Source organism: Dictyobacter sp. Z7_2 (assembly GCF_057551105.1).
Genome location: NZ_BAAJPE010000002.1, coordinates 593,762 through 606,848 on the forward strand (window position 1 = coordinate 593,762; position 13,087 = coordinate 606,848).

General features: G+C 48.4%; 9 protein-coding genes. 7 read left to right on the plus strand and 2 right to left on the minus strand.

Going from position 1 to position 13,087, the window contains the following annotated elements; genetic code table 11:
* The first annotated feature begins 197 nt into the window (after positions 1-197).
* The 7 genes from AC27N8_RS15905 to AC27N8_RS15935 all read left to right on the plus strand — a co-directional run bounded on the left by AC27N8_RS15905 (position 198) and on the right by AC27N8_RS15935 (position 10,005).
* Complete coding sequence (locus AC27N8_RS15905) at positions 198-1,172, plus strand: universal stress protein (protein ID WP_487068369.1); 975 nt, start codon at positions 198-200, stop codon at positions 1,170-1,172.
* 303 nt (positions 1,173-1,475) lie between these two features.
* Positions 1,476-2,324 carry a sensor histidine kinase gene (locus tag AC27N8_RS15910; RefSeq protein ID WP_487068370.1) on the plus strand — a complete coding sequence of 283 codons (849 nt, stop codon included), beginning with the start codon at positions 1,476-1,478 and terminating at the stop codon, positions 2,322-2,324.
* A 5-nt stretch (positions 2,325-2,329) separates the two neighbouring features.
* Positions 2,330-3,046 (plus strand): response regulator transcription factor, encoded by a 717-nt coding sequence (locus AC27N8_RS15915; protein WP_487068371.1) that lies wholly within the window; start codon positions 2,330-2,332, stop codon positions 3,044-3,046.
* A 215-nt stretch (positions 3,047-3,261) separates the two neighbouring features.
* Positions 3,262-6,024 (plus strand): bifunctional acetate--CoA ligase family protein/GNAT family N-acetyltransferase, encoded by a 2,763-nt coding sequence (locus tag AC27N8_RS15920; protein WP_487068372.1) that lies wholly within the window; start codon positions 3,262-3,264, stop codon positions 6,022-6,024.
* A 482-nt stretch (positions 6,025-6,506) separates the two neighbouring features.
* A complete protein-coding gene (locus AC27N8_RS15925) occupies positions 6,507-6,968 on the plus strand; it encodes an Hsp20/alpha crystallin family protein (protein WP_487068373.1) in 462 nt (153 codons plus the stop codon).
* A 345-nt stretch (positions 6,969-7,313) separates the two neighbouring features.
* Positions 7,314-8,051: a CBS domain-containing protein gene (locus tag AC27N8_RS15930; RefSeq protein WP_487068374.1), complete on the plus strand. Its 738-nt coding sequence runs from the start codon at positions 7,314-7,316 to the stop codon at positions 8,049-8,051.
* Positions 8,044-10,005, plus strand: coding sequence for a GNAT family N-acetyltransferase (locus tag AC27N8_RS15935; RefSeq protein WP_487068375.1), 1,962 nt, complete (start codon positions 8,044-8,046; stop codon positions 10,003-10,005). The genes AC27N8_RS15930 and AC27N8_RS15935 overlap by 8 nt, the downstream gene beginning before the upstream one ends.
* 139 nt (positions 10,006-10,144) lie before the next feature.
* Here AC27N8_RS15935 and AC27N8_RS15940 read toward each other — a convergent pair whose 3' ends face one another.
* Entirely contained in the window at positions 10,145-11,008 is an 864-nt protein-coding gene (locus AC27N8_RS15940) for an MIP/aquaporin family protein (protein WP_487068376.1), read from the minus strand.
* A gap of 155 nt (positions 11,009-11,163) precedes the next feature.
* Complete coding sequence (locus tag AC27N8_RS15945; RefSeq protein ID WP_487068377.1) at positions 11,164-13,029, minus strand: phosphoenolpyruvate carboxykinase (GTP); 1,866 nt, start codon at positions 13,027-13,029, stop codon at positions 11,164-11,166.
* Positions 13,030-13,087: the final 58 nt, after the last annotated feature.

Sequence of the window (13,087 nt, forward strand, 5' to 3'; positions counted from 1 at the left end):
GACATCGTCAACACAGCCCGTGATGTCTCAGTGATCTAAGACATTTATCCTTTGGCGAGGAGGAATTATGGCCTTCAGCAATCATCTTTTTCTATCGTATTCGTCGTTTCGACAAATCCAGCCAATTTGAGCAAGATGAATACGATGCTCATCATCTTAATCATAAAGCAGAATAGTCGCACATAAGGAGAGCAATCGTGTTCAAACGTATTCTTGTTCCACTTGATGGTTCACCACTTGCTGAGTGCGCACTTCCCGCAGCACTACAGCTTGCACGCGTCATTAACGGCACAATTGTCTTACTTCGTGTCGTCAATACAAATTGGCCCTCTCATACCCCCCTGACACAACAGCTACCTGCCACAGCCAGATTCGAGGCGGAGAAGTATCTTCATACGCTCGTCAAGTCAGGTCGGCTCCCACATGTTTCCATCGAGACTACTGTGACTTTCGGCATCGAGGCTCCCACTATTCTTTCGACCATTACCACTCATCGTATCGATCTCGTGGTGATGTGTGGGCATGACTATTCAAATATGAATCGCTGGGTCGTGGGCAGTGTGATTGACAAAGTAACCAAACATGCCAGAGTCCCAGTCCTACTCCTTCATCATGAGAACGCTGCTTTTGTGAATACAGATCCTGATCGATTACAGCCATTGCGCATTCTTGTGCCACTGGATGGCTCTTCTCATGCCGAGGCAGCACTCAATCCGGCCGCTCAACTGATTGCAGCCCTGGCCTCTCCTCTTTCCGGCACGCTTCATATGCTGAGGGTGATTAGCCCAGGCAATAGCCACGAAGAGAAAGAACATGTAAGTGAATATCTCCAGCAGACGCTAGAACGGATTCAGAGAGGTGAACTTGCTCCAGATATAACACAATACAAAATAGCCACAAACAGGTCTGTGATTGTAGATCACGATATCACACATGCTGTTATCAAAGCTGCCGAAAACGCCAGCATCTTCGGCGGATATGATATCCTCGCCATCGCGACACACGACCTGGCAGGCTTATCACGCTGGACACAAGGAAATCCCTCAGAGAGTATCCAGCATCAGGCCAGACAACCATTACTCATCGTACCATCACAGCCTGCTTCTCTTACATCCAATAATGAGAAGCAGGATCGTTTACAGAAAAAAAGCGCATATACAAGTGCGCTATAGCACTTGAGGCGCGTAGACAAGATCAAGCAGATGTAGCCACAAGCATCTGCCCTCTCTATGCTGTTTGTATACGATCTGATAGATGTTATAAAGTCCACGCCATCTTATCAGATCGTATACAATATGTATGAGACGGAACGACTGTATGAGCCAAAAACTATCAATTATTCTCTTTCTGTGATCTATTTGTGACACAAATGACTCTGTAAATACTGTCCATTGTTATTTCTTCTGTCTATACTTGGGGAGAGAGAAATATTGGAGAGGTAGAGACTTTGTGCAACTATATGATAAGTGAATTATATGAATGATGAGCAATACTCTCATACAGAGAGAGAAAATGCACTGAATGCTTTCGCTAATCCTGGCCTGAATGCAGAATGGCTAGCCAATCTCAGTCATGAACTACGTAGCCCACTGGCGGCAATCCAGGGCTATGCGACACTTTTACTTCGTCATGACGGCCATATCCCTCAAAATGAACTGCACGAATATCTTGAGGCCATCGCAGAAGGAAGTCATCGTATGGCTACTGTATTGGATAGTTTGCTCGATGTTGCCTCTCTAGAAATGGGTACCACCACATTTCATCCAGGTCCTCTTGACTTGCTTCCTATTATACAAGAAGTACTTGCCGTCGAGCGGCAAAAATATCCGGAGAGTATGATATCGCTCTCCCATCAAGACAATACTATAGCCTCTGATATACAGGAACCTTATATCATCCAGGGAGATCAAATGCTTATCCAAAAGTTACTCATACAACTCTTGGATAATGCTCAAAAATATACATCTACATTCCCATCCATCACTGTCACACTCACATTTCAAAACCTTGATCAGCCGATAGCACAGATGTCTCCTCAGGTACGTGCATACTTCCAGCAACATCAGCCACCATTCGTGCACCTGACTATTCGTGATGAAGGCATTGGTGTTCCTCAGGAAGAGCATGAGCACATTTTTGATCGTTTTAAACGTATTAATACGGAACTGACAAATCCAGTTTCTGGTTTAGGACTTGGCCTTACCATGTGCAAACATATTGTCGAGTTACACAATGGTGTCATATGGGTAGAAAGCCTTCCAGGCAAGGGGAGCATATTTCAGATACTCTTCCCCGCTGCTACATCCATGAAAAATAAAGGATAGATACGATGACAGCACGCAAACAAGTGATTCTTACAGCTGATGACGATCCACAACTTCGCCGACTCGTTGCAAGAAGTCTTGAGCTTGAAGATTTTCAGGTACTCACGGCCGCCGACGGTGCGGAAGCGCTGGCCATAATTGAGGCCCAACCACCAGATCTGGTCTTGCTTGACGTAATGATGCCCAAAATGGACGGGTTCACGGTATGTCAAAAAGTCCGTGAGTTCTCATCTTTGCCCATCATCATTATCACTGCACGCGGTCAGGATGGCGATAAAATCAAAGGATTAAATCTTGGAGCTGACGATTATCTTACCAAGCCATTTAACATAGACGAATTAACCGCACGTGTACGCGCAGTGCTACGTCGCACGCAATTTTCTCCTCAGGAGCAAGCCTACGCCGTGCGCACCGTAACTACGATCGGAGCCCTAACCATCGACTATTCGCAGCGCCTGGTGACAATCGGTGGAAAAGAGATCGTGCTAACTCCGACAGAGTATCGTGTCCTTGCATATCTACTGCAAAACGCTGGTCGTGTCGTCACACATGATCTCCTGCTTGAACATGTTTGGGGTGGAGAATATGTCGGCGAGAGCCATATGCTTCAGGTCAATGTCAATCGCCTGCGACGAAAAATAGAGCCAGACCCACTTCATCCTCGTTATATCCTGACTAAAGTTGGCATTGGTTATCAATTTACAACCAAGCCCAAAGAGTAAGATTTGCGTCATCCACGATCTAGAGAGTGGAAGGCTGACCTTTATGTGACACCATTGTGATCACAATATAACAAATAGAGATCAGTCTATGAGCTAACTCTTCTATAATGACTAGCATGTTCTATAAGAAGGAACATGCTATTTCCTCGCAGAGTGGCAAATTTGGACATCTGCCATAGGAATAAGCGTCATTATATGAAAGGGCTAAAAGCCATATGGAGACACGTAGAGTCGGAGGGCAGCCTACCTCGAACAGAGTTGCACCCACCACCATTTTTCGCTACAAGCAACATCATCCCTTAAACTCTATCTTTGAGCCTCAGAGTGTTGCAGTTATTGGAGCGACCGAAAAAGAGGGTAGCGTTGGACGAACGATCCTCTGGAATCTCGTCAGCAATCCATTTGGGGGCACAGTCTTTCCCATCAATCCAAAGCGTGCCAGCATTCTGGGTATCAAAGCGTATCCCAACCTGGCTTCCCTGCCTCAATCTGTCGATCTGGCCGTGATTGTCACGCCAGCAGCGACCGTACCAGGGATCATCACAGAGTGTGTAGCAGCCGGCGTCAAAGGAGCGATCATCATCTCGGCCGGTTTCAAAGAGACCGGTGCCCAGGGGGCCGAGATAGAGGCAAAAATCTTACAACAAGCTCGGCAGGGAAACCTCCGCATCATTGGGCCAAACTGCCTGGGAGTCATGAGTCCACTGACCGGCCTCAACGCAACCTTCGCTGGCGCGATGGCTCGACCTGGTCATGTCGGTTTTATTAGTCAAAGTGGAGCTCTTTGTACAGCCGTCCTGGATTGGAGCCTGGGAGAAAATGTCGGTTTCAGTGCCTTCATCTCTATCGGCTCAATGATGGATGTAAACTGGGGCGATCTCATTGATTACCTGGGCAGCGATGAGCAGACAACCAGCATCGTGATCTATCTGGAGACCATTGGTGATGCACGATCGTTCCTTTCAGCAGCCAGAGAAGTAGCTCGCAGCAAACCCATCATTGTGATGAAAGCTGGTCGCACACAGGAGGCAGCTCAGGTTGCAACGTCCCATACTGGAGCGTTGGCCAGCAGCCAAGAAGTATTTGAGGCCGCTTGCCGCCGAAGTGGTATACTGATCGTCAATCGCATTGATGAGCTTTTCTCTATGGCAGAGGCACTTTCTAAACAGCCCTATCCTAAAGGGCCGAATCTCACCATCGTAACAAACGCCGGCGGTCCAGCCGTCCTCGCCACCGATGCCCTGATAAGCTCAGGCGGCTCCCTGACAGAGCTCTCTCCTCAAACGATTAGCTCGCTTGACAAAATCCTCCCGGCTCATTGGAGCCATCGCAACCCAATAGACATTCTTGGAGATGCCGACCCGGAACGCTATGCCAAAGCCATTGAAACCACCATACAGGATAGCAACAGCGATGGCCTACTGGTCATCCTGACGCCTCAAGCCATGACTGACCCAACGCTCACAGCCGAGCGCTTAAAGCACTATGCCACCAGCACGGGTAAAACGATCCTGGCGAGTTGGATGGGAGGAGCAACCATCACAAGTGGTAATGCCATTCTGCAACGAGCTGATATCCCCACATTTCCTTATCCGGATACCGCAGCCCAGATATTCGATTACATGTGGAATTACGTCTCCAATCTACGCAGTCTCTATGAAACGCCCCTGCCACCTCAAGAGCTGGAACACGGCGGCCCTGATCGAGCAACCGCAACGAAACTGATTGCAACCGCCCAACAATCAAACCGGACGTTGCTAAACGAATTTGAGTCCAAACAACTCCTGGCCTCCTATGGCATTCCAACAGTCGAGACCCACATCGCCACCAGTGAAATGGAGGCAGTCCAATATGCCGAAAAAATTGGGTATCCAGTCGTCCTCAAACTCTTTTCAGAAACGATTACGCATAAGACCGACGTCGGAGGGGTTCAATTACATCTCAACGATGCAGATGCAGTGCGCACGGCGTACCATGCCATAGCAGAGAGCGTGGAAAAGAAAGTTGGTGCCGAACATTTTCAAGGAGTAACGGTCCAACCAATGATCCCCCTCGATGGCTACGAGCTTATCCTGGGCAGTAGCCTTGATGCGCAATTTGGTCCGGTTCTCCTTTTCGGTTCAGGAGGGCAACTCGTCGAGGTCTATCAGGATCATGCCTTAGGCCTTCCGCCTCTAACCACCACCCTGGCACGCCGTATGATAGAACGCACACGCATTTTTGCAGCTCTGCAAGGGACACGGGGACGCCTACCAGTAGATCTTGCCGCACTAGAGCAGCTCATGGTACGTTTTAGTTATCTGGTGGCTGAGCAACCTCGCATCAAGGAGATCGACATTAATCCATTGCTCGCTTCTCATGGACGCCTACTTGCTCTCGACGCACGTGTGGTGTTACATCAGCCCGATAGTAGTGAGAGCTCATTACCGAGGCTTGCCATTCGTCCATATCCCCAACAATACGTGCATCCCTGGACATTACACAATGGAACCCAGGTCACGTTGCGTCCCATTCGTCCTGAAGATGAGCCCCTCATGATCCAGTTCCATGAGACGCTTTCAGAACGCAGCGTCTATTTTCGCTGGTTACAAGTACTGGGACTGAGCCAACGGATCGCCCACGAGCGCTTAATCGGAGTCTGTTTTATCGATTATGATCGAGAAATGGCTATCGTGGCCGATTATTATAATCCACAGATGCAGCAAAATGAGATTATTGGTGTTGGTCGCCTCATCAAAACTTCGTGGGCCAATGAAGCAGAATTTGCGGTGATTGTTACCGATCGATTTCAGCAACAGGGACTGGGTACCAAGTTATTAAGTCAATTGATCCAGTTTGGTCAAGACGAAAAGCTTCAGCGCCTTACAGGTGACATTCTCCTCGAAAATATAGGGATGCAAAATATCTGCAGGAAACTTGGTATACATCTCCAACCCTCACTAGCCGATGACTTGATGAAAGCAGAGCTGAAATTATAGCCTCTCTCTACCTATTATAGACCAGATATCCTGGCTTAGTCCTACAAAAACCAGAGTTGGCGTTCAATGAAATGAGATTTATTGAACGCCAACTCTTTTTCTGGTCCCGATATAGACAATGAGGCAACCTATCTCATAGCTTGAGATACTAAGCCTGCAACACTCTACCATCCACTACCACCACGCTCCCGGTCATATAATCCGACATGCCACTGGCAAGAAGCAATCAAAAGATATGCTATTCACCAGATTATGCGCACAAAAATATCTTATGCTGCAACTAAAACTGAGTTTTGATGATAATATTTTCCCGTGAATTTCTTGTGATAAAATGAGGCTCAATTGTGATGCCTTTGTAATCTGCAAAGAGTAAAGTACATGGTGTAAGGAATGAAAGGGCAGTGCAAATACCCCAGGCATTCTCTTAAGAACAGAGTTGAGAAGATGACGCTTTCAACGTCAAAACATGAAAGGGAAAAACAATGTCAATGATGCGTAGAGATCCTTTTGATGAGTTGATGCCTTTGCGTGAAGTCATGAACCGCTTGTTTGAAGAGAGCTTTGTCGGACCACGTCTTGGATTCTTCACTGGGCGCACTTTTCCGCTGGACATTTACGAAACTGAAGATAAACAACAGTATATAATCGAGGCTTCCCTTGCAGGTTTCAAACCTGAGGATATTCACATCGCCGCAGAAAGCGATACGGTGACTATTCGGGCAGTAAAGAATGTAGAAACCAAAAAAGAGAAGAGTACCTATATCCGCAGCGAGCGCTACGAGGGCGAGATGTCACGAACCGTAACGCTCCCTGGCATGATTGATGTCAACAAGGTTCTGGCCACCTACGAACACGGTGTACTAAAAGTGTCCGTACCCAAGGCTGAAGGGATGAAAGCAAAACAAATTCCCATCCAGGTTAAGGAGGCAGCAGGCGTCCACTAAACATTGCCAATAGCATTGTATTTGCACCCCGTAGAGTGCAAAAAGGAAACACAGCCTGTTTCTGGCACGGGGATTGTATAGACAATGGTAGTCTGTACAATCCCCGTGCTATTATTGTATCCGTAAACAGAGATTGACAATGATTTTGTGATGTTTGCGTGATAGTCCTTCATTCTAACGTGATGATTTTGTAATAGATGCACTCGATACTACATAATAAGCCATATACATAAGGATGTGTAATTTATTGGTCATAATCACAATCTCATCCTCGTGTATGCCATGGTACATAACAATGAAGTAAAAAATCGCCAGAAGCTCTTCGGAGATACGAGGAAAGCAACTATGATTGTGCGCGAGATTATGCAAACAAAACTGATTACGGTTGAGCCTGATGATACGCTAAGCCATGCAGTAGGTTTACTCAGGCAGTACCAGTTTCATCACCTCCCTGTTGTACAAGTAATACGACCATTGCAGCCACCTCAAAAAGCATATCAATATCAGCAACCCACATTTCTTTTTAAAGGACTACTCACGACTCAAGATATCGATATGGCAGTTGCCCTTACGCAACAAGAGGAAATGAGAAATCCTCTGGCTCATACATGGCAAGAAAGACATGTCGCAGAGATCATGCAACCATCTTCAGTATCTCTCACCCCGGAAACGCCAGTAGCAGCTGCGGCACAACTACTGGTCGAACGAGGGATAAATTGTTTGCCTGTGATTGAGTATAACCAGGATGATGCTCAAAAAAGAGCTGTTTTGGTTGGCATCGTGACACGCAGTGATATGCTTCTGACCCTTGCTCGCTCCCTGGGAGCATTTGAACCTGGCACGCAGGTCACTATTCAACTTCCCAACGGGCATATGACTCCTCTGGCAAAAGCCCTACTCGCCGCCGATCAACTCCATATCGGTATCAGTAGTGTGCTTGCAGAATCCCTGGAGCAAAAAGCTCATCACGCCTCACTGCGATTACGCACGATCAACCCCGCACCTTTCTTTATACGTCTGGAAAAGGAGGGCGTAGCTTATGCCCTGGGAGATGCATTTATGGAGGAGGAAGACCATGCCTGATGCGATAGCTGACCCAAATGCGCGCTTGCTATTTGATCCTCTTGCCATGCACTATGACTTTGGACCATATCATCCCATGCATTCTCAACGCCTGCAAGCGTTGATGGAATTATTGGCAGCCACCAATTTATGGCACCCTGAAAACGAGCTCACACGTTTGCGCGGACGTTTATCATCGGTTGATGAGCTACAACTCATTCACACGCCCGAGTATGTCGCAGCAATACAACGTCTGAGCGAGGTTGTAGACGAGCAGGAATATCATCAGCAAGATTTGTTACAACTCGCCTCGCGCTATGGGCTTGAAGAAGGCGATACGCCCGCTTTTCCAGGGATGCATACTGCTGCGGCAACTATTGCAGGAGGTACACTGGTCGCTCTCAATGCCGTGATGGGTTTATCAGGGGGTTTGGAGAATGGAACGCCACAGTCGCTGCATGTTTTCCATCCCGCAGGAGGTTGGCACCATGCCTGGTCAGAACGTGCTTCAGGTTTCTGTATCTACAATGATATTGCTGTTGCCATAGCACATCTTCTCCAGACATGTGAAGCGAAAGTTGCATATATCGACTTTGATGCCCATCATGGAGATGGAGTCCAACGTGCCTTCTATGATGATCCACGTGTGATGACCATTTCGCTCCACGAGACAGGGCGTTATCTTTTTCCAGGCACAGGTGATATTCTTGAGTTGGGAAGTGGTAGTGGACGCGGTTATGCAGTCAATCTTCCGCTGGCCCCGTTTACAGAGGACGATTCCTATATTGAGGTCATGAATATGGTCCTGGCTCCATTATTGACCTCATTTGCTCCAGATGTACTGGTCACGATGCATGGCTGCGACACTCATGCATGGGACCCATTAACACATCTACACCTGAGTATGCATGGTATTCAAGCTCAAGCACAGCTGGCCCATCAATTAGCACACACGTACTGTTCAGGACGCTGGCTTGCTCTGGGTGGAGGCGGATATGATCTATATCGGGTAGTGCCGCGTGCCTGGAGTCTGCTCTGGGCCGAGATGGCAGCTCTCCCTATTCCAGAGCAACTTCCTAAGACGTGGGTGAGCCGCTGGGAACCAATCTGGCGAGCTAGTAGGATACAAGAAGAGCAGGATCAATCTGCGATGGGAAAAAAAATAACGCAGGAGCATTTTCCAACCACCTTCCAGGATGGTCCGACGGATATACCAATCCAGCCCCGTCGTGATAGTATTAGTCGCCAGAACCGAGAAACAGCCGCACACGTGCGGCGTCTGCTCTTGCCGTCACCTCTTCGTCAGGCATTTCCAATGATGCGTCCTCACTCCCCATTTTCAGATCTGTTCAACCTGCTCCACGGAGACAGTTCTTCCACTCCCTCACGCAGCAAAGTGCTATCAACAACCCGAGGTTCGATCATCTTACGTGACTTCTGTCCTCCTTCGCTGGTAGAGCGCTTACATGCTGAAAAAGGGCTTCACGCTTTTGCACGCCTCCCTGAGCGCGAACAACAATTGCTCATCTCAATTGCTAAAAGTCCCGATTGTGCTCTGGCCTTAGCCCATACGCCAGAAGGAGAAATCATTGGTCAGGTCACGATTGCTCCCCTTGATGCCTGGTGGGAAGGGGTGGAAAATGCATATGAGGTCGCAATTGAAGTTAGTACAAATTGGCGAGGTATGAGTATAGCTAAAAACCTGCTGGCATTTGCTCTGGAACTGGATGCTTTAGAGGATATGCTGCTGATTGCTCTGGGTCTCTCCTGGCACTGGGATATGAAAGGGCTGAACATGTCCCCTTATGGCTACCGTCAGGTGATAACGCAATTATTTGCTTCACAAGGCTTCACTGAATATACGACCACCGAACCTGAAATATCGCTGGAGCCTGAAAATATCCTGCTAGTACGCATCGGCGCACGCGTCGACCCGCGCAGTATTGAGCGTTTCCAACGCTATATCCAACATTGAAAAGTCAGCACGTTCGCATGCAAAAATTTGTGCCTTTCAAAAAAGAACCGAAATGGTTTGAATAGTAAATTCAACCATTTCGGCATCTACATCTTACGACGTCCAGAAAAATCAACAGAGACAGAAGAGATCCTCCTGATTATTCAAGAGTATCTCTCGTGTCGTCTCCGGTCGGAGAGTAGGGATCTGTGATCACCTTCGTTGCCCGCAGAACCGCCTCAACATCTCCCTGAGCCAGTGTTGGCCCCAGATCATCACGACCACCAGGACCTCGAAGCAGATAGGCGAGCCCAACGGCGAGCAACATTCCAATGAATGGCCCGACGAGATAGGCCCCTAAATGTGCAAAGTCGCCCGATACCAGAGCCGGTCCCAGTTGACGCGTTGGATTCATGCAGGGTCCCTCGATTGGACCTGCCCAAAGAATGGCCGATCCAAAGTACGCCGCAATACCCAATGCCACCATATTACCAACATTCATGCCGCCATTCACAACCGCAAAAATCGTTGTCATCAGCCCAAATGTGATGATCGTTTCCCAGAACAGAATGCCCCAATCTCCTACTCCTGCTGCTGGTGCAAGCGTGCCCACATTGGCAATATTACCAAAGTATGCCCTGAGCAAGAGAGCCGCCGCAATGGAACCCAGCAGTTGTGCGGCTAGATAGCCAGGCACGCGCCGCCATGGGAAAACATTACGCAAAGCAAAGCCGATTGTAACAACGGCATTAAAATGTGCTCCAGAGATACGTCCCAGAGCCAGGATAAGGACAAAGATAATTAACATAACTGCTGCTGCTGCTGACTGAAGCGGAACCGAGCCAGGATATTTCGTCCCCACTATTCCTGAGCCAGCCGCCACCAGGACCAGAAGGAATGTCCCCAAAAATTCACTCACCAGGCGCCGCCACACCAGACGCATATCATATGGCTTTACGCGTACTGCCCGGGCCGATGCCATGACTACATTATCGCGATCAATTTGTTGACTGTTATCGATCATTATAAATTTACCTCATCTATAAAAAGACCTAAAAATACCTATCTTGTTGATGAGACTCATGGTTGTCTTTGAGACTCATATTTATCGTGGGAAAGGACGTTTGATGTGTGGCATCAGGGTCCATAAAACGTTATATCCTATGGACCCTGAATAATTCATTCTGGAGCTTGTCCCCAGTGCTCAGGCGAGCGCCAGAGGCTCGACAGAATCAACTCGCGGATGAACAACATCTCTTTTGGCAGTCGATCATATAGCTTCTCAAACAACTCCTCATGCGAGAGCAATTCCTGTTTCCAGCTGTCACGATCAACAGACATCAATTCATTGAACTGCTCACGTGTAAAGTTCTCCATACCACGCCAGTCCAGATCCTCGTAGCGCGGCATCCAGCCAATGGGACTCTCAATACTCACGGCACGACCATGTGCTCTCTCAACCACCCACTTCAGAACGCGCATGTTCTCACCAAAGCCGGGCCAGAGAAATTTACCATCGGCATCGCGTCGGAACCAATTGACTCCAAAGATACGTGGTGGATTAGGCAGCTGCCGACCAAAATTCAGCCAGTGGTTGAAGTAATCAGCCATGTGATAACCTGCAAACGGGAGCATGGCAAATGGATCACGACGTACCTCGCCAAGCTTACCGGCTGCCGCTGCCGTCATCTCAGATCCCATAGTAGCCGCAGCATACACGCCGTACATCCAGTTGAATGATTGATAGACCAGTGGAGGCCCTTCTGAACGTCGGCCACCGAAAATGAAGGCCGAGATCGGTACTCCTTGCGGATTATTAGCCTCTGAGTCAATTACCGGGCACTGACTAATTGGCGCCGTGAAACGCGAGTTCGCATGTGCGGCAGGGCGTCCACATGTGGGAGTCCAATCCTGGCCGATCCAGTCGATCAAATGATCTGGAGGAGTCTCCGTCATCCCTTCCCACCACACATCTCCATCATCAGTGAGCGCCACATTGGTAAAGATGGTATTAGCACGTACCGAGGCCATGGCATTCGGGTTTGAGCGTGTGTTAGTACCTGGTGCCACCCCAAAGAGGCCAGCCTCAGGATTAATCGCGTAGAGCTTCCCATCTTGTGCCGGCTTGATCCAGGCAATATCATCGCCAACGGTCGTTATCTTCCACCCCTCCTGGCGTAACTCTGGAGGAGGAACAAGCATTGCGAAGTTCGTCTTCCCACAAGCACTTGGGAAGGCAGCTGCCACATAGGTCTTCTCGCCATCTGGCTTCTCGATGCCAAGGATCAGCATATGTTCTGCCAGCCATCCCTCATCACGTGCGAGGACAGAGGCAATCCGTAGCGCAAAACACTTCTTGCCTAACAATGCGTTACCACCATAACCTGAACCATAGGACCAGATAGCCCGTTCCTCTGGGAAATGGACAATGTATTTGGTCTCTTTATTGCATGGCCATGGAATATCCGACTGACCAACCTCCAGAGGCATGCCGACCGAGTGTATACATGGAATAAATTCAGTACCTTCTTGCAGAATGTCATAGACAGCTCGACCCATACGGGTCATAATCCGCATACTCACAACGACGTAAGGAGAGTCCGTCAATTGGATACCCAGGTGCGCTAAGGGTGAATTGAGTGGTCCCATGCTAAAAGGGATAACATACATCGTTCTTCCGCGCATACAACCATCAAATAGTCCACGCAGGGTCTCCTTCATCTGTTTGGGAGGAACCCAGTTGTTTGTCGGTCCAGCATCATTCTTGCTTAAAGAGCAGATGAACGTTCGATCTTCGACACGAGCGACATCACCGGGATTCGAGCGAGCCAGGAAGCTATTGGGGCGTTTCTCGGGATTGAGACGAATAAAGGTACCTGAAATGACCATCTGCTCGCACAGGAGATCATACTCCGCTTGTGAGCCTGTACACCAATGAACCTGATCAGGCTTACATAACGAAACCATTTCTTTAATCCAGGCACGCAACCTTGTATTGGTCACATAATCCGGCACAGTGCTCGTATAATCTGTTATCTGCATCATTTCCTCCAATGAGTAAATTGTCAATCTTCTTTTCAAGAGAAAATCAAACGTAAAGGAG